The organism is Stenotrophomonas sp. YJH_SMC_131, from assembly GCF_059367975.1.
Genome location: NZ_JCAFRJ010000003.1, coordinates 1 through 19,226, shown reverse-complemented (window position 1 = coordinate 19,226; position 19,226 = coordinate 1). Strand labels below are relative to the sequence as shown.

At 67.2% G+C, this 19,226-nt stretch carries 10 protein-coding genes and 3 tRNA genes; 7 read left to right on the top strand and 6 right to left on the bottom strand.

The features are described from left to right. The first annotated feature begins 77 nt into the window (after nt 1-77). Complete coding sequence (gene ychF / locus AC5P56_RS07525) at nt 78-1,169, top strand: redox-regulated ATPase YchF (RefSeq protein WP_014646036.1); 1,092 nt, start codon at nt 78-80, stop codon at nt 1,167-1,169. A 503-nt stretch (nt 1,170-1,672) separates the two neighbouring features. On the opposite strand, the gene AC5P56_RS07520 is transcribed toward ychF, so the two are convergent. From AC5P56_RS07520 to AC5P56_RS07495, 6 genes are all read right to left on the bottom strand, one after another. Next, nucleotides 1,673-4,981 carry an autotransporter family protein gene (locus AC5P56_RS07520; protein WP_288496548.1) on the bottom strand — a complete coding sequence of 1,103 codons (3,309 nt, stop codon included), beginning with the start codon at nt 4,979-4,981 and terminating at the stop codon, nt 1,673-1,675. Between the two features lie 262 nt (nt 4,982-5,243). Continuing rightward, nucleotides 5,244-5,885: a response regulator gene (locus AC5P56_RS07515; RefSeq protein WP_014036089.1), complete on the bottom strand. Its 642-nt coding sequence runs from the start codon at nt 5,883-5,885 to the stop codon at nt 5,244-5,246. Beyond that, nucleotides 5,882-9,109 (bottom strand): hybrid sensor histidine kinase/response regulator, encoded by a 3,228-nt coding sequence (locus AC5P56_RS07510; RefSeq protein WP_288496549.1) that lies wholly within the window; start codon nt 9,107-9,109, stop codon nt 5,882-5,884. Before AC5P56_RS07510 ends, AC5P56_RS07515 begins: the two co-directional genes overlap by 4 nt. 127 nt (nt 9,110-9,236) lie before the next feature. After that, on the bottom strand, nt 9,237-10,457 hold the full coding sequence (locus AC5P56_RS07505; protein ID WP_142235466.1) for an EAL domain-containing response regulator: 1,221 nt from the start codon (nt 10,455-10,457) through the stop codon (nt 9,237-9,239). Beyond that, nucleotides 10,454-13,225 (bottom strand): response regulator, encoded by a 2,772-nt coding sequence (locus tag AC5P56_RS07500; protein WP_241887127.1) that lies wholly within the window; start codon nt 13,223-13,225, stop codon nt 10,454-10,456. Before AC5P56_RS07500 ends, AC5P56_RS07505 begins: the two co-directional genes overlap by 4 nt. A 163-nt stretch (nt 13,226-13,388) precedes the next feature. Then, entirely contained in the window at nt 13,389-16,127 is a 2,739-nt protein-coding gene (locus tag AC5P56_RS07495; protein ID WP_142235467.1) for a TonB-dependent receptor plug domain-containing protein, read from the bottom strand. Between the two features lie 169 nt (nt 16,128-16,296). On the opposite strand from AC5P56_RS07495, the gene AC5P56_RS07490 reads away from it, so the two are divergent. The 6 genes from AC5P56_RS07490 to AC5P56_RS07465 form a co-directional block, all read left to right on the top strand. Beyond that, nucleotides 16,297-17,316 (top strand): cyanophycinase, encoded by a 1,020-nt coding sequence (locus AC5P56_RS07490; RefSeq protein WP_495231522.1) that lies wholly within the window; start codon nt 16,297-16,299, stop codon nt 17,314-17,316. Between the two features lie 109 nt (nt 17,317-17,425). Next, complete coding sequence (locus AC5P56_RS07485; RefSeq protein ID WP_495231521.1) at nt 17,426-18,442, top strand: isoaspartyl peptidase/L-asparaginase family protein; 1,017 nt, start codon at nt 17,426-17,428, stop codon at nt 18,440-18,442. A 137-nt stretch (nt 18,443-18,579) separates the two neighbouring features. After that, nucleotides 18,580-18,665 (top strand) — tRNA-Tyr (locus AC5P56_RS07480). Nucleotides 18,666-18,689: 24 nt separating this feature from the next. Next, nucleotides 18,690-18,763 (top strand) — tRNA-Gly (locus tag AC5P56_RS07475). Between the two features lie 49 nt (nt 18,764-18,812). After that, nucleotides 18,813-18,888 (top strand) — tRNA-Thr (locus tag AC5P56_RS07470). A 41-nt stretch (nt 18,889-18,929) separates the two neighbouring features. Then, nucleotides 18,930-19,226: GTP-binding protein (locus AC5P56_RS07465; RefSeq protein WP_032956906.1), on the top strand; the 297-nt coding region annotated here is incomplete at its 3' end.

Here is a 19,226-nt window from a genome sequence, read left to right as displayed (position 1 = left end):
GATATGGAGAATGATTGGAAAAGCAGCGCCCAGGCCGCTGTTTCCCCAATCACTTTCACCCCAGAGAGCTGTCACCCATGGGTATCAAATGCGGCATCGTCGGCCTGCCCAACGTCGGCAAGTCGACCCTGTTCAATGCGCTGACCAAGGCGGGCATCGCCGCGGCGAACTTCCCGTTCTGCACCATCGAACCGAACGTCGGCATCGTGCCGGTGCCGGATCCGCGCCTGAACGAGCTGGCGGGCATCATCAACCCGCAGAAGGTCATCCCGACCGCGGTCGAGTTCGTCGACATCGCCGGCCTGGTCGCCGGTGCCGCCAGCGGTGAGGGCCTGGGCAACAAGTTCCTGGCGCACATCCGCGAAGTCGATGCGATCACCCACGTGGTGCGCTGCTTCGAGCACGGTGACATCGTGCACGTGGCCGGCAAGGTCGACCCGATCTCGGATATCGAAACCATCGACACCGAACTGGCGCTGGCCGACCTGGACAGTGTCGAGAAGGCGCTGAACCGTGCCGAGCGTGCGGCCAAGGGCGGCGACAAGGATGCGGCGGCGCGCAAGCCGGTGCTGGCCAAGTTGCAGGCTGCACTGTCGGAGGGCAAGGCTGGGCGCTCGGCCGGGCTGGACGAGGAAGAGAAGGCGCTGGTGCGCGACCTGTTCCTGCTGACCCTGAAGCCGGTGATGTACATCGCCAACGTGCTGGAAGACGGTTTCGACAACAACCCGCACCTGGAAGCCGTGCGTGCGCATGCTGCCGCCGAAGGCGCGCAGGTGGTGCCGGTGTCGGCCGCGATCGAAGAAGAGCTGTCCCAGCTCGACGACGAAGACCGCGATACCTTCCTGGCGGACCTGGGCCTGAGCGAGCCGGGCCTGAACCGCGTGATCAACGCGGCCTACAGCCTGCTCGGCCTGCAGACCTACTTCACCGCCGGCGTGAAGGAAGTCCGTGCGTGGACCGTGCGCAAGGGCGCCACCGCCCCGCAGGCCGCGGCGGTCATCCACACCGACTTCGAGAAGGGCTTCATCCGCGCTGAAACCATCGCGTATGACGACTTCATCAAGTACAAGGGCGAAGCCGGCGCCAAGGAAGCCGGTCGCCTGCGCCTGGAAGGCAAGGAGTACCGCGTGCAGGAAGGCGACATCCTGCACTTCCGCTTCAACGTCTGATCCTGCGGCATCGGATCGACCCCGGACGCCCCGCCCTGTGCGGGGCGTTCGCGTTTCCGGTGATGGACAAAAAAACACCAGGCTGCGAAACGCTTGCGGTGTGACGTTCGCCGGTACTTGTCCACAGCAAACTCCCATCGCTTTCCACGTCGGGTGTGGAAAACCCCGCGCGCCTCTGTAGAGCCGAGCCTGCGCTCGGCTCAGGTTGGCATCAGCCAAGCATGGGCTCGGCTCTACGAGGCTTGGCGGTGCGGTGTGGACAAATTTTCACCACGCTTCGAAACGCCTGCGGTGCAATGCTCACAACTACTTGTCCACACCTAGTTCCCATCGCTTTCCACGCGCGTTGTGGAAAAGAACTGCAGACGTGGACAAAAACTCACCACGCCCGGAAGCGCCTGCCCCGCAACGCTCGAACCCACTTGTCCACACCAAACCCCCATCGCTTTCCACGCCGCATGTGGAAAAAGTGCCCGGCATTCCCTTGCCGGGCACGTCCCGCGTCACCAGGTGTACGACACGCCCAGCTGGGCACCGACGTCGTGGAAGCCCATGCCACCGCTCTGCCGGCTCAGTTCACCCCAGCCGCGCCAGCCGCCGGACAGATCCACCTGCACGCCGGCCTTGGCTTCGTAGATGTCACGCGGCAACTGCCGCTGCAGGCGCTCGCCGTCCATCGCCAGGCCCGCACCATTGCCGCCGGACCACCAGTTCACCGCCACGTACGGGTGCACCTGGCCCTGCGCCGGGCTCAACCCACGGCTGTACAGGCGCAGGCCGAGGCGGGTGCTGGTCTCGCCACCACCGCGGTCGTCGACTACCGTGCCGTTGGCCTCGACCACGCGGTCGCTGTCATAGCGGCTGTGCACCACCTGCACCTGCGGTTCCAGGTAAATGCCGCGCTGCGCGGTGCGCCGCAGGGGCAGCACATAGCCGGCCTCGGCCGACGCACTCCAGTTGCGGGCGTCATAGCGCTCCTTCTGCAGGCCTTCGCCCTGCACACTGTTGCGGAAGCGGCCGTATTGCAGCCAACCATCCACATAGGCGCCGCCTTGCATGTGCGCATCCTGCAGCCAGGTAGCATAGGCACCCACGCTGGTGCCGGTGACCACGCCACGCGCGGTGTAGCCGGTCACCTGCGAGCGGCTGTCATTGCGCGCGCGGCCGTGGCCGAGCATCGCACCGGCCTGCAGCTCGCCCGTGCCACCCACTTCGAAGCGGCGGCCGACGCCGACCAGCACGCTGCTGATCTGCCCATCGACCTGGACCTGGCGGTTGCGGTCGTGGCTGTCGGGCTGCGCGCTGCGAAGGTGCATCCAGGCCACGGCATCGCCGCTGGCACTGGCCACGGCGGCGGGATCACCGGCGCGGTCGTGCAGGCTGTGCCGGAACATGCCCAGTGCGGCGCTGCGGTTGGCCAGGTAGGCCGCCGGTTCCGGGCGTTCCACCTGCGGGCGCGGCGGATCGATCGGCGGCTCCGGCGGCAATGGTGGATCGATCGGCGGCTCCGGCGGCAACGGCGGATCGATCGGCGGCTCCGGCGGTGACGGTGGGTCGACCGGCGGTTCCGGCGGCTGCGGCGGGTCGACCGGCGGATCCGGCGGCTGCGGCGGGTCGATCGGGGGATCCGGCGGCTGCGGCGGATCGACCGGCGGCACGTATTCCGAGCGCAGGTACCAGTTGCCATCGTCCGGGGTCGACACACCGCCCTTGAACAGGAAGTAGTCGTAGGCACCGGCAACCGCGCGCCCCTGCAGGCTGAATTGTGCATCCGACTGGCCGGCCACGGTGATCAGGCGGATGCCCTCCTGGGTCAGCGCACCGGCGCCGCCGGCATTGCGCACACTCACGCTGGCGGTGCCGCTGCTGTTGCCGTTGATCACCAGCTGGTCGCCCAGCGAAGTGTCGTCGCCCAGCGCGCGGTTGAAGATCCACTGGCCACCGTTGCCCACGTAGTCGCCGCTGACGGTAACGGTCTTGAAATCGCCGGCCGCCGGCGCATCGAAAGCGATGGTGCCGGCGTGTTCGAGCGTGCCGACGCTGGAACTGGCGCGTACGTTCCACTGGCTGCTGCCATCCAGCGCCAGCTGTGCGACCTGGTAGCCGGAGTCGTTGCGCAGGGCGCCGCTGAACGTGGTGCCGTTGCCCAGCACCATGTGCACCTCAGCCGTTGCGCTGTCGACCACCACGTCACCGCGCAGCATGCTGGCGTCGGCACTGAAGTCGATGCGGCTGGTCGCCACGCTGCTGCCGTCGGTGAACACGGTGTCGCTGACCCGCAGCAAGCGGCCACTGCCGTCGCCCGCAGTCACGTCGCTGCCATTGACGGTCAGTGCGTGATTGCTGCCCTGCAGCCAGAACGCGGGGCCACTGGCGGTCTCGATGTGGCTGTCATTGAAGGTGGCACGGTTCCAGTACGGGCCGAACGCGGTCAGGTAGGAGCGGTAGCCGCCGCTGTTGCTGCCGGTCATGCGGATGTCCAAGCGGTCGGCCTGGGTCAACCGCGCGGTGTTCATGTGCACGATGCCGAACACGTTCTCGCCATCGCTGCGGATCGCAACGGTATCGAGCAGCGCGGTGGCGGTGGAGCCGCCGATGAACACGCCACCGCCGCCGTTGCCGCGCACGTCGATCACGCTGCCGTTGGCTTCGATGCGGCTGGCGGTACTGCCGGTGGAGCCGGTCACGCGCACGCCGTAGGTCGCATCACCGTGCGTGGTGATCCGGCCACCCTGCACGGTGGCAACGCCGCCGGCGATCTCAACGCCATAACCGTAGGTGTCGGTCCAGGTGTCGATGCTGCTGTCGGTCAGCTGCAGGCGCGACTCATCGCTGGCCAGCCAGAATCCGGAGTAGCCATCACGAACATCGAACGCGGCATCGCTTGCGGTCAACTGTCCCCAGCTGTTGATGTTCACGCCATAGCCACCGACGGTGTAGAAGCTGCCGCCGTTGATCACTGCACTGGAATAGGTCTTGCTGATGCGGCTGCCGAGCAGGCGCATGCTGCCGCCCACCGAATGGGCTTCCACGTTCTCCAGCAGCAGGCTGCCGCCGCTGTCGATATCGAACCAACCGCCCTGCAGGTAGGTGTCGTACAGCTCGGCGCGGCTGCCCACGCCGTTGGCCGCCACGCCGGCAAGGATGCCACCGGGGGCGAGGGTGATGCGGCTGTTGCGGATCGTCAGCAGGCCGGCACTGTCGGCGCGCAGGCGGGCACCGCCGTCGGCGCTCATCCGCAGATCGGCCAGGTGCAGCTCGCTGCCCTTGCCGGATGCACCGGCCAGCGTGCCACCGGTCCCGGTCATTGAAAGACTGCCCCCGGCATAGTGGATCACGCCACCGTTGTAGGCCTGCACGCTGCCGAATCCGCTGCCGTTGCGCGTGGCATCGATGTCGACATCGCGCGCATCGATCACGCTGCCGGCACCATTGGCATACAGCGCATAGAAGCCCGTCCCGGTCGCCGGTGCGATCGACAGCGTTGCGTCGCGCAGCTGCACCTGGCCACCATTGGCAGCGGACACGCCGCTGCCATTGCCGGTCACGTGGATGCGGCTGCCGTCGATCAGCGCATTGCTGCCGGTACCGGTGACCGCAAGTGCGAAGCTGCCCGCACTGTGGGTGAGGACGTCGTCGGCACCCAGCTGCAGGGTGTCACCGTCGTTGACCAGCAGCGGGCCGGTGAGGTCTGCGGCATGCGCCGGCAGGGCTGCCCACAGCGCAGTGGCCAACAGGCTGGGAATGAGGGGTACGCGCTTTCCGTGCGCGCGCCCGTACGCACGGCCGTGCCGTGTGGGGGAGGCGTTCATGCTGATGGACTTCCTGTGGCAGGGCGCAGCGAGGCTGCGCGGACTGACGCGGCAGGGCCGCGTCGCTGCGGAAGTCCCACGCCACGGCAATTGCAGGCGCCATCGGACTTCCGTCCCCCACGGCGATGCGGCAACAGCCGGCAGGCGCACCTTGGCGGGATGTCTCCAGCCTAGAAATCGGCACTGTCCGATGGAATCAGGCGTTTCCTAAAGCGGTTGCAGGCCCCGTCGCAGGGCCGGCGGGATTCAGCCGGGAGTGGCCTCAGCCGAACAGCGAGGCCTGCAAGCAGTACTCGATCAGCGCCTGGTCGCTGTCCACACCGAGCTTGCGCATCGCGCTGATCTTCTGCGTGCTGACCGTCTTGGCGCTGCGCTGCAGCTGGCGTGCGATGTCGCCCACGCTCATGCCACTGGTGAACAGGCGGATCACCTCCAGCTCGCGCGGCGACAGCCGCGCACGGACCGCATCCGCATCGGCCGGTTCGCTCGCAGCTACCGGCAGCAGTCCCGGGGGGCGGTAGACGCGATCGGCCAGCACCACGCGCAGGGCCTGTACCAGGCTGCCCAATCCATGGCTCTTGAGCACCACGCCACCGGCGCCGGCGGCATACATCGCCGCGACCAACGACGGATTGGACACCATCGTCAGCACCAGCAGGCGCGTCTCCGGGAAGCTGCGGCGCAGGAACGAGATCAGCTTGATGCCGTCCCCGAAGCGATCGCCTCCCGGCATGCTGTAGTCGGTGATCACCGCCTGTGGCCGGGTCCGGGTCATCAGCTCGATCAGCGTCGCCGGATCGGCCGCTTCGCCCACGATGTCCAGGTCCAGTTCCCCGGCCAGTACGTCGCGGATGCCGGCAAGCACGATCGGGTGGTCGTCGGCGATGAGGATCCGTGTGGTCATGGCAGGGTCGGGTCGTCGGGAAGGGAGGGGGATGCAGCGTCGCGCAACGGATGCAGCAGCTGCTCGAGGCGTCGCTGGAACCCGGCAAGAGCGGCCGCCTGGGTGGCCAGGTCATCGCCGCCGGCAAGGCACTGTTCGATCTGCAGGCCGCTGTCCACCAGCGCAGGTGCACCGACGATCACCAGCGCGCCGCGGATGCGGTGCAGAACCTGCGCCACCCTGGCGGGATCGGCAGCGGCGATCGCCTGTCGCAGGCTGTCCAGGTCGGCCTGCATGGTCTGTACGAACAGCGACTGCATCTTCGCGGGAACCTGCAGCGGGGGATCCTTGTCGTGCGACGCAGTGGACGCAGGGCGCTCCTGCATCGCGACGGCCGGTGCATCGCCGTCGGTGATCCGGGTCAGCAGGCGCTGCAGGACTTCCAGCGTGATCGGCTTGACCAGCACGCCCTGCATGCCCGATTCCTGGCAGCGTTGGCGTTCGGCCGGGTCGGCATTGGCCGTGGCGCCGTGGATGGGCACGCTGACACCCCGTGCCCGCAAGGCACGGGCCAGGCCGTAGCCATCCAGCCCGGGCATGTTCAGGTCGGTCAGCACCAGCGCGAACGCCCCTTGTTGCCAGTAGCCCAGCGCTTCATTGCCATCGCTGGCGACCACGGCGCGGCAGCCGAGCTGTTCCAGCTGGTCGCGCAGGATCGCCTGGTTGATCGGGTTGTCCTCGGCGACCAGCACCTGCAGGCCGAAATGACGCGTCGCCGGCAGGCGCCCTTCGGCGCTGGCCGCCAGCGGTTGGCCGCTGGCCGCGGCCAGGGCCAGCACGATCGCGTCGAATCGATGCAGGCCGACCTGCCAGGCGCCATCGACCTGCTGTGGCCGCACCCCGCCTTCGCGGCAGGCGATCACGCGCGGTCCACCCGCCCATGCGGGCAGAGGGTCGTCCAGGACCAGCTCGAGCAGCACGGCGGACGATGGCAGGCCTGCTGCGCTGTCCTCCCGGTACACGCTGGCCTGTGCACCGCGCTGCTGCAGGCGCTCGCACAGCGATTGCACCAGTTCGCGCACGCTGCCCCGCACCTGTACCTGCAGGCCGGCGGGTAGTTGCGGCGGCGGGGCCTGCTGTGGATCCGGTGGAGCCGAGGGCAGCGGCAGTTCGACGCTGAAGCTGCTGCCCAGGCCGCTCTCGCTGACCACGCGCAGCTGGCCTTCCATCAACGCCACAAGATGCGCGCAGATGGCCAGCCCCAGGCCGGTGCCGCGCATCGCATCGGTGCCCGGGTTGGCCTGGAAAAATGGCTCGAACAGATGCGCCTGGTGTTCGCTGGCAATGCCGATACCGGTATCGGCCACCTGCCATTGCAGCCAGCAGCGTTGCTCCTGCCAGCGTGCCGAAACACGGACCACCACGCGCCCGCTGTCGGTGAACTTCAGTGCGTTGCTGATCAGGTTGTTGAGCACCTGTCGGATCCGCGCGGCATCACCGCACACCCCGGGCGGTACGTCGCCATCGATGCAGGCGTAGAACTGCAGCCCCTTGTTGGCGGCCGCGGCAGCATACGAGTCGAGCGCGTCCTCGGTCAGCCGCACTGGATCGAATGGGCTTGGCTCCAGGCTCAGTTGCCCGGCCTCGGCCTTGCTGACATCCAGGATGTCGCTGATCAGCTGCATCAGGGTCGAGGATGAACGCTGGATCGTTGCAAGGTAGTCCTGCTGCCGTGCATCCAGTGGCGTCAGCCCCAGCAGTTCAAGCGTGCCGAGCACACCGTACAGCGGCGTGCGGATCTCATGGCTCATCGTGGCCAGGAACTGGCTCTTCGCGCGGTTGGCCTGGTCGGCGGCGCGGCGCGCCTGCTGCAGCACCTGTTCGGCTTCATGCTGGCTGCTCAGGTCAATGAACAGGCACAGCACCGCCGGCTCACCGCGATAGCGCGCCGGTGTCGCCGTTACCAGCAGGTGGCGGCCTTCGGGCGTGGCGTAGGCCAGGCCATCGCCCAGCGTGGTGCCGCCGGCAGCCAGTACGCTGCGCCGCCACGGGCCATGCCAGCCGCCGGCATGATAGTCCTCGCCCAGCCAGCGGCGGGCGAGGGCGTTGTCCAGCAGCACATTGCCATCGGTACGACGCAGCAGGCACAGCCCGATCGGCGCGTTGTCCAGGATCGTGCGACTGAAGGCTTCGCTTTCCAGCAGGCGCGCGTGGTTGCTGCGCAGCGGCTCGATGACCGAACGCCGGTACGCGCGCAGCACCAGCGTGCCGCCCAGTGCCAGCAGCAGGGCGACCACGGTCGCGCCCAGCAATGGCCCCTGCGGGTGCTGAAACACCTGCCGCCAGCCGACGTGGTAGACCGCCAGCCAGCCGCGCTCGCTGCGCATGCGGAACTGCAGGCCAGCGAGGCCGGCCTGCCAGGAGGTGCCAGCCTCGCTGGCATCGGCTGCATCGCCCAGCAGGCGCTGGCCGTTGGCATCGAACAGCGACAGCCGCTGGAACACCGGGACACCCAGCACCTGGCGATAGTCATCGACACGGCCAGGATCGAGCAGGCAGGCCAGTGCGGCCTGCGAGTCCTTGTCGTCCTCACCCCACAGGCGCGCATCCTGCGGGGCGTGGGCGATGGCCAGCAGCCAGGTCTGCCGGTCGCGCCATGGCACGCCCACCCAGACGATGCCACCACGTTGCACCGCCGGTCGCGTACCCAGCACCCGGTGGATGTCGGCGATCGCCGGGCGCAGGTGATGCGGGCTGTTCTGGCTCGCGTCGGTACCGGCGATCTGTACCGGTGCCAGCAGCCCGCGCGTGCCTTGGCCATCGACCAGCAGGCATTGCGGCGGTGGATAGCGCGAGGCCGACCAGAACGTGCCGTAGAAGCGCAGGAAACGGTCGCCCAGTTCAGTCGGTGGCGAAAGACTGGCCCCCTCGCTTCCGATCACCGCAAAGTTGGCGAACAAGGGCCCGCGTTGCAGCTCCACGCTGGCATCGGCCACCGGCTGCCCATGCGTGCCGACATCATGCAGCCGCCACTGGCGCAGGAAGCGCTCCTGCTCGCGCAGCGTGCCGTCCAGGCGGCGGAAGTGGTACTCGATCTTGCTGCGCTCTTCGTTGAACAGCTGCGAGCCGGCCGACAGCAGCAGTCCGGCCTGCAGCGTGGCCAGCACCACAACGCCGATCAGCAGGGCGTGGACGCGCAGTGAGCGGCGAGCGAGTCGGCGTACAGGAGCGGCCTCGGCCGGCATGGCAGGTCTCAGGGCAGGGAGCGGTCAGCGGCACCATGGGCAGCAAAGGAGGGACATCCGCCACCGCTGCACAGACAGGATCGTCAATGCCACTTGATGATTTCGTGAAGCGGACGTGGAATCCGTGTCAGCGCAGGTCGGCTCGCGGCGACTCGTCCAACTGCGGCGCTTCTTCGTCCAGCAGGCGGGTGAACTCGTCGGACGGCAGCGCCTGCGAGATCAGGAAGCCCTGCACCTGGCTGCACCCCAGCTGGCGCAGGGCAGCCAGGTCGGCATCGCTTTCCACGCCCTCTGCCACGATGGTCAGGCCCAGCTGGTTGGCCAGCGCGATCACCGTCGACAGGGTCAGGTGCAAGGCCGGGTCGCGCGCGCATCCGCTGACCAGCGCGCGGTCGATCTTGACCTCGGTGAAAGGGGTATTGACCAGGTTGTGGACCGAGCTCAGGCCCTGCCCGAAATCGTCCTGGGCCAGGCCGAAGCCCTTCATGCGCAGGCGGCAGGCGCCGGCATAGAAGTCGCTGACGTGCCGCGTGGTGCTGTTTTCCATCAGTTCGAAGCACAATTCACCGGGCGTACCGCCGTTGGCCAGGGTCAGTGCCAGCAGTTCGTCGGGCAGGTCCGACTGCTCCAGCAGGTGAGGGGGCAGGTTGATCGATACCGGTACCCGGAACCCTTGCTTGCGCCAGCGTGCCTGCGCGCTGATGCTGGCCTTGAGCATCATCCGCAGAAGATCGCCCTCCAGCCCGTAGCGGCAGATTGCCGGCAGGAAGCTGCCAGCGGCCAGCGTGCCCAGCTGCGGATGTCGCCAGCGCACCAGTGCTTCGGCCGCCACCACGCGTCCTGACTGCAGTGACTTCTTCGGTTGGAACCAGGCCGTCAGGCTGCCATCGGCCATGGCCTGGCGCAGCTGCGATGCATCCGGTTCGGGCGCAGCCGCCGCGCGCGTAGGGGCCTCGCCGGCGGCCGGACGCGCCTGCGCCAAGGCCTCGAACAGGGCGTCCACGTCGGCGGCCGCCACCGGCTTGGGCAGCAGGCCGACCACATCCAGCCCCAGCGATTCGGCCATCAGCCGTGCCGAGGTCATCATCCGCCGCGGGGCCGCGCTGACCACCGCGAGGCGTGGCGGGCGCGGCTGTGCCGCCAGCGCCTGGATGAACTGGATGCCGTCCTGCCCGGGCATCAGCAGGTCGCTGACCACCAGATCGTAGGGCTGGCACGCACACAGCGCGATGGCCGCATCCACGTCTTCGCAGGCGTCGACCTGCACGCCTGCGTGGCTGCCGAACAGATTGGCCAGGAAACCACGCTGGAAGGGCTGGTCTTCCAGGATCAGGACACGCTGGGTCATGCGAGGTCTCCTTGGCGCAGTGAGGTGAGCGCCTTGCGCAGGCGTGCGATGTCGATGGGTTTGCTCAGGTAGCCCTGCATGCCACTGGCCAGGCAGCGCTCGCGCTCCTCGGCAGTGGCATTGGCGGTGGCGCCGATCACCGGCACCGGGTTGCCGTCCTCGCGCAGCTGCCGGGCCAACGCGTGGCCGTCCATGCGCGGCATGTTGATGTCGGTCACCACCAGGTCGAAAGACTGCTCTCGGCATCGCTGCAGGGCTTCCACGCCGTCCTGTGCCAGCTCCACGTCGCAGCCGAGGGTGCGCAGCTGCTCGGCCAGGATCACCCGGTTGATCGGGTTGTCTTCGACGGCCAGCACGTGCAGTCCCAGCGGCATCGGCGTTGCCGCGCGCGATGTTTCCGGCAGCGCCGCACGTTGCTGCTGCACGTTGGCCAGTGCATTGCCGATCGCGGTCATCCCATGCAGGGTCACCACCAGGCTGCCATCGGCGGCAACGGTGGGCTGGTCGCCGCCGTCGATCGATGCCACCACGCGAGGGCCTGCCCAGGCCAGCGGCATCCCGGCCTCGCCGTCCATCAGGATCGCGCCGTCATGGTCCAGCAGTGCAGGGTCGCCCTGCAGGGGCTGTGCGTTGGCACCCCAGCGACGCAGCCAGCCGCAGGCACTGTCGACCAGTTCGCGATCACGGCCGCGCACCAGGATCGGCGGCTCCGGCAGCAGGGTCGGGCCATCCTCGGCGGCGGCCAGCACCGGCAAGGGCAGGCGCACGCTGAAGCTGCTGCCCAGGCCGGGCTCGCTCACCACCTGCAGCTCGCCGCTCATCAGGCGCACCAGGCGGTCGCTGATGGACAGGCCCAGCCCGGTGCCCTGTGCACTGGCCGCGCCACGGACCTGGCGGAATGGTTCGAACAACCGCGCCTGTTCCTCCGCGGCGATGCCCACGCCGGTATCGGTGACCTGCCAGGCCAGCACGCTCGATTCACCTTCGCGCTGTACCTGGCGCACGCGCAGTACCACCCGGCCATGCTCGGTGAACTTGATCGCGTTGCTGAGCAGGTTGCCCAGCACCTGGCGGATGCGGTCGGCATCACCCAGCACGCGCGTGGGCAGGCGCGGGTCGGTGCAGACCAGGATCTGCAGGCCCTTGCAGGTGGCCGAGGCAGCGAAACTGCGCAGCACGCTCTCGGTCAGCTCGCGCGGCGAGAACGGCGCCGGCTCCAGGCTGAGCTGCCCGGATTCGATCTTGGAAACATCCAGCACATCGCTGATCAACTGCAGCAGGACCGATGAGGAACTCTCGATGGTGCGCAGGTACTGCGACTGCCGGGCGTCCAGCGAGGTGTGCCCGAGCAGCTCCAGCGTGCCCAGCACGCCGTAGAGCGGAGTACGGATTTCATGGCTCATGGTGGCCAGGAACGCGCTCTTGGCCTGGTTGGCCGCATCGGCGGCCTGGCGTGCCGACGACAGCGCGGCCTGTGCCTGGCGGTGCCGGGAAATGTCATGGAACACGCACAGCAGCACGTCGTCGCCCTGGTAGCGGCAGGCCGCGTGCAGCACCTGCAGCTGACGACCGTCGCGGGTGGTGAATTCCAGTCCACGCCCGCGCTCGCCGGCATGTCCGCGCCATGGCGCCTGCCAGTCGCTGTGTTCGCCTTCTTCGCCAAGCCAGTCGCGTAGCAGCTGGTTGGAGAGCAGCAGCGCGCGGTCGCTGCGGCGCAGGACGCAGATGCCGACCGGCGCCATGTCGATCACCGTCGAACTGAAATCCAGGTTCTCCAGCAGCCTGCGCTGTTGCTGCAGGGCCGGCTGGATCAGCTGGAGGTCCACGCGATGCCGCAGCAGGCGCAGCGCGACGCCGGCCAGCAGCAGCAACAGCGCGCAGACCAGCAGCGGCACCGCCAGGTCACCCAGCAGCAGTTGCGACGGCAGGTGGTAGACCAACCGCCAGCCGTCGTTGCCGACACTTTTCACCAGCGCTACACCGCGCGGAAGCCCGCCACTCCACAGCGTGCCGAAGCTGTCGTCCTGGCGTTCCCGCAGGGTCTTCCAGCCCGCACCATCCAGGCGCGGGGTCTGGCTGGACAATGCCGGCTGCCCCGCACGGTCGAGCAGCGCATAGCCGCCGATGCCCTGGCCGTCGATCATGCTCGCCGCCGCCGCGCCATCGAGCAGCAGCACCAGCCACTGCGTCGGATGCGGGCCGGCCTGTACCGGCTGCGCCAATGCAACGCCACTGTCACCCGGGCGCAGCCAGTGCACCGGGTCGGCCGCCTCCAGGCTGCCGCTGCGTGCCTGCAGCGCACGCAGCGATGGCAGGTGCGCCAGGTCCACGTCGACCTCGCCGCCGGCCAGCCAGTGCGTGCCGTGCGCATCGACCAGCAGCAGATGCGTCTGCAGTGCCTGCAGCGTGTGTTCGGCGCGCGCTGACAACAGCAGCCGCTGGCCCGGTTGGCCGCCAGCACCATCCAGCGGCACCTGGCGCATGCCTTCGCTGTCCGCCGCAGGTGCATCCGGGTTGCCCCTCACCACCGAATCGCCCAGATAGCGCAGCAGGGCTTCGCGCTGGTCGAAATAGATCTGGGCCCTGTAGGCCGCTGCATTCATCTCGCGGCGATGGGTCGAGATGTCCTCGGTGAATGCCGTGAGCAGGTAGAAGCCGGCCGCGGCGGCCAGGCAGACGAAGACGCACACGGTCAGGCAGCGCAGCAGCACCGACGCGGTGGTCGATGGCACGGCCTGCTCCAGCGAAGGGCGGGGGAAGCGGAACATGCAACGATGCTAGGGAGCGGCGCGCGCGGCGCGGAATCAGCTGTTTCCTAAAATCCCCGGCTGGCCGGTCGGGCCGGAGCCTGCGCGCGGGTGCCGTTCAGGCGGCGGAAAAAAAGAACCCCCGCCGAAGCGGGGGTCTCCTGTATCTGCGCTGGCCGGGCGCTTACAGCGCGCTGCCACCGAACTTGTGGGTGTACTGCAGGTTGATCGTGCGCCCCACGCTGTCGAACCAGGACACGTCGTAGTACGGGTATGCAGTGTAGGTACGGTCCGTCGGCGGCATCTTGTTGAACACATTGACCACCGACAGCGACAGGCGCGAGTGGTCGTCGAAGCGGTACTGCAGCGAGGCGTTGTAGCGATAGGTCGCCTTCACGTACGGGCTGTCGCCGCTGTCCCAGTCGAACACCTGGTCGTAGCTGTCCGAGGTCGGCAGCTTGCCCAGGCGCGAACCGTACACCGTTGCCGACCACGCATCCTTTTCCCAGGTCACGCTCAGGCTGGTCTTGGTGCGTGGGATGTCGAAGCCGCTGTTCACTGCGAACTGGTCTTCGGTGCGGTCGCCCGGGTAGCGCTGGAAGTCATGCTTCTTCACCCAGGTGTGGGTGCCGTTGAAGATGAAGTCGCCGATGCCCGTCTGCAGGCGGTAGCGCAGGCCGACGTCGATGCCGGAGGTGGATTCGCGGGCGACGTTGATCGGCGCCACGCGCACGCCATACAGGCGCCCGTCGTTGCTGCGGGTGATGCGGGCGAGTGCATCCACGCAGGTCGGCGAGGTGATGTCGGCGCTGCCCAGGCGGCAGTTCGCTTCGTTGGCCAGGATCGTGCGCACGTCCATGTCCTGCACCTGGTCGCGCATGTCGATGTCGAACCAGTCCACCGACAGGTCCAGGCCGACGGCCGGCGACCAGACGAAGCCGGCACTCCACGAGGTGCTGGTTTCCGGGTCGAGCTGGCGGTTGCCGGTGCGGCTGCGGATCAGGTTGCGCTCGTAGTCGGCGCAGTCGGTGGCGCCGTCGGCGCGGCAGCTGTACAGGTCTTCGGCGGTGGTCTCATCGTTGCCCGGGCCGGCGAATACATAGTGCAGGTCCGGCGCACGGAACGCGGTGCCATACGAACCGCGCACCAGCAGCGTGTCGATCGGGCGCCATTCCAGGCCACCGCTCCAGGTCGCCTTGCCGATGGTGTGGCCGGAATAGCGGTACTGGTCGTAGCGGCCGGCCACGCTCAGGTTGACCGTTTCGTGCAGCGGCATGCGCAGCTCGGCCGCCGTAGCCCAGCGGTTGCGCGAACCTTGGCCGTCCGAATCCTTCCAGCTGTAATAGTAGTACTGGGTCGCCAGCGGATCAGGATTGAGCGAGTACGCCTGCTGGCCCACTTCCACGGTCGCGGCGAAACCGGCGTCACCGCCGGGCAGGCCGAACAGCGCGGAATTGGTCAGAGTGAATGCCGCCGTCTCCGTGCGCGACTTCGGCGTGTAGGTGGTACGCGCGGCGATCGAATCATACTCGGCGCGGGTCAGCGGCCGGTACAGGCGTGACGGGTCGGCGTTGTAGATCGGGAAACCGTCGTCATCCACGCCCAGCTGCGGGCCGAGGAACAGGTCATTGGCCTTGGCGGCGATGATCTGCGCCCAGCTGATCCGCGACTGGTACTGCGAATGGCTCAATGCCGCTTCGTAGTCCCAGTTGCCGGCCAGGTTGCCCTTGAAGCCGGTGGTCACGCTGAAGGTCTTCTGCGTGCTGCGCACCATGGCATTGCGCAGGCCACCCATTTCCTCGGGCGAGAACTGGCGCTGCCAGAACTCGATCTCGCCGGTGGCTTCGTTGTTGAAGTAGCCCGACTCATCGCCGTTGGCGTCCATGCGGCCCCACTTGGTGACGTCGCGCATCAGCGACATCGTGTGGTAGCCCAGCTGCACGTCGGCGAACCACTGCTGGCCATTGTCGAAGTCATGGCTCAACGACGCGTAGCCGTTGGCACCGCGGCGCTTGCTGAGGATGGTGCCGTAGCCGATCGAGCTGTCGCTGCCACAGTAGTAGCCGTACTTCGGGCGGTAGGCGCGGTAGGTGCTGCCCTGGTTCTGGCCGGACAGCGCTTCGCAGGTGGCGGCGCCGGGGTCCAGATAGTCATCGTTGTAGTCGGTGCGCAGGTACGCACGGCGCGCGATGCGCGAACCCTCGGTGGGGCCGTCCTGGGTCGAGTCCTGGATGTCGCGCTCATAGGCCCACAGCGGCGTCTGCGACTGCAGTTCCACGCTGTACACCGCGTTGAAGTTGCCACGGCTGAAACCGCTGGCGATGCTCATGTCGAACGACTCGCCACCGCCTTCAGTGGTGGTGCCCATGCGCATGTCGATCGTGGTGCCGTCGGCCTTCTTCTTCAGGATGAAGTTGACCACGCCGGCGATCGCGTCCGATCCATAGATGGCCGAGGCGCTGCCGGTCAGTACTTCAATGCGCTCGATCATCCCCAGCGGAATGTTGGAGACATCGGTGAAGTTGCTGCGGCCCTTGAACGGCATCGGGAAGTCGGCGATACGGCGGCCATTGACCAGCACCAGCGTGTGGTTCGGGCCCAGGCCGCGCAGGTCCACCTGCTGGGCACCCGGCGAGAAGTCGGCGCCGCTGGAAGACTGCTGGCTCTGCGTCTCACCGCCGTTCTGGGTCATCGCACGCAGCACGTCCGGCACGCTGGTGAAGCCACTGGAGCGGATCTGTTCGGCGTTGATCACCGTGATCGGGGCGGGGCCTTCCACCTGGGCGCGCGGAATGCGCGAACCGGTGACCTGCACCGCGTCCAGTTGTTGTACCGGAGAGGACGCCGGAGCCTGGGCGGCCGCGGAAGCAGCCACACCCATCAACGCTAGCTGGATCGACCACGCCATCGCCTTTCTACGCATGAGGAATTCTCGGAAATGAAGCCGGCCCGCAGAGGAGGGGCCTGTCCCCCATTCAGATTTCCGGAATGGGCGCGCGCATTTAACGCCTTTTTTATGTCCTTGACTACTGGGTCCCTATCTGGCAAAGAGTGAAAACGCTTGCAAGTCGATTTTGTTCAGGGAGATCAAGATGCGACGCGTTCACCGGACCCTGCGTACCCCTGTTGCCTGGCTGGCGCTGCTCATGCTGGCCTGGCCGTCGGCCGCGCCCGCGCAGGATCTGCAGGGCCCGGGCTTTTCCTATTACGAGGTCGGCGACCTTGAGGCCCCACGTCCCGGGCCGCGTGCATCCGCGATGATGCTGATGGGCGGTGGCGAGTGGGTGCCGGATGCCTTCCAGTGGTGGTTGAAGCAGGCCGGCAATGGCCGTGTACTGATCCTGCGTGCCTCCGGTGGCGATGAACTGCAGGACCGCCTGTACCACGAGATCGGCGGCACCACCGCGGTACAGACGCTGGTCTTCGACAGCCGCCGCGGTGCCGATGATCCAGCCGTGCTGCGCGTGGTCGCTGCGGCCGATGCCATCTTCATTGCCGGCGGCGACCAGTCGCGCTACATCCGCTTCTGGAAGGGCACCGCACTCAACCGCGCGCTCAACGCCCATGTACGCGCCGGCAAGCCGATTGCCGGTACCAGCGCTGGCCTGGCCATCCTCGGCGGCTATGCCTATGGCGCCATGGATGGCGGCAGCATCAGCTCGGCCGGTGCGCTGGCCGATCCGATGGGCAGCGCAGTCACCATGGACAGTGGCTTCCTGCAGATGCCCTACCTGCAGCGCGTGGTCACCGACACCCATTTCGACAAGCGTGACCGCCTTGGCCGCCTCATCGTGTTCGTGGCACGCGCCGCGCAGGACAGCGGCGACCCTGACATCGTCGGCATCGGCGTTGATGAGGACACCGCCCTGTGCGTGGAGCCCGATGGCCAGGCCCAGGTCTACAGCGCTGATGGCGAGGGCAAGGTCTGGGTGGTCAGCCCCGGTCGTGATGCCGATCGCCTGGTCGAGGGCGAACCATTGCGCTTCCATGCCGTTCCGGTGACCGTGGTCTCCAGTGGCAGCCGCATGCGCCTGGACGATTTCCAGGCCGAGGCCGACTACCAGGCCGTGGCCGACATCAGCGACGGCGAGATCGAGTTCACGCTTCGGTAGCGCCGGCCGCTGGCCGGCAACTCACTTTCCCTGAGCTGATGCGCCCCTTGCGGCCAGCGGCCGGCGCTACCCTGCAATCCATTTCCTTGTCCTGCTGGAGACGTACCTGATGAAACTGCGCCTGGCGCTGTCCGCGCTGCTGTCCTTGCCATTGATCGCCCAGGCCGCCCCGGCTGCGTCGCCATTGCTGGTCATCCATGGCGGCGCCGGCGTCGAACGCAAGGACCTGTCGCCGGCCGAAGAGAAGGCTGCGCGCGATGCGTTGCGCGCCGCACTGCTGAAAGGCCATGCCGAACTGGCGGCCGGTCGTCCGGCGCTTGCAGCGGTCACTGCGGCAATCACCGTGCTGGAGGACGATCCGACCTTCAACGCTGGCAAGGGCGCAGTGTTCACCCATGACGGCCACAACGAGCTGGATGCGGCGGTGATGGACGGTGCATCCCAGGCAGCAGGTGCGGTGGCCGGCGTGCAGCGGGTGCGTAACCCGATCCTGCTGGCGCAGACCGTGATGCAGAAGTCCAGGCACGTGATGATGGTAGGGCAGGGTGCCGAAGCCTTCGCGGTGGAGCAGGGCATTGCTCTGGTTGATCCCTCCTACTTCCGCACGGAGAAGCGTTGGCAGCAGCTGCAGCGCGCGCTTAAGGAAGAGGCCAATGGCCAGGCCCATGCCGACCTGGAGACCGCAAAGCACTTCGGTACCGTCGGTGCGGTCGCGCTGGATGCGCAGGGGCAGCTGGCCGCCGGCACCTCCACGGGCGGCATGACCAACAAGCGCTATGGCCGGGTGGGTGACTCGCCGATCATCGGCGCCGGCACCTGGGCCGATGCGCGCTGTGCGGTGTCGGGCACCGGCTGGGGCGAGTACTACATCCGCACCGCGGCCGCGCACGAGATCTGTGCGCGCATGCGCTACCAGGGGCAGAGCCCGGAGCAGGCCGGCAAGGGCGTGATCAACGAGACGATTCCGCAGATGGGCGGCGACGGTGGTGCGATTGTGCTTGCCGCGGACGGCAGAATGGCCACGCCGTTCAACACCCAGGGCATGTATCGGGGCTGGATCGGCGCCGACGGAGTCCCCCATGTCGCAATTTTCGCCAGCGAGACCCTGCCGGTCCCCGGTCAATAACCTTGCGTATCAATGGGTTTGCGACAACGTGTGAAAAAGATGGAAAAAAGCGTTGACAGCCCCCCGTCCCATCAGCAGAATAAGCGGCTCACCACCACACACCGCAACGCTTCGGCGGCAACGGAATGGGGTGGTAAGGAGGGATACCCAAGCGGCCAACGGGGGCAGACTGTAAATCTGCTGGCTTACGCCTTCGGTGGTTCGAATCCACCTCCCTCCACCAGTTTCACGTTGTGACATTCCCGGCGCGGGAGTAGTTCAATGGTAGAACCTCAGCCTTCCAAGCTGATGGTGCGGGTTCGATTCCCGTCTCCCGCTCCATTGAATGAACTTTGAATCTTATCGAGTTCATGTCATAATGCAAAACTCGGCTCACGTAGCTCAGTCGGTAGAGCACTTCCTTGGTAAGGAAGAGGTCGAAGGTTCGATTCCTTTCGTGAGCACCATCTTAAGCATCACCTCTCAGACGAATTCGAGATAAGCAGCCATGGCCAAGGGTAAGTTCGAGCGCACCAAGCCGCACGTCAATGTCGGCACCATCGGTCACGTCGACCACGGCAAGACCACGCTGACCGCCGCACTGACCAAGATCGGTGCCGAGCGCTTCGGTGGCGAGTTCAAGGACTACTCCTCGATCGACGCCGCGCCGGAAGAAAAGGCTCGTGGTATCACGATCTCGACCGCGCACGTCGAATACGAATCCCCGATCCGTCACTACGCCCACGTTGACTGCCCGGGCCACGCTGACTACGTCAAGAACATGATCACCGGTGCCGCCCAGATG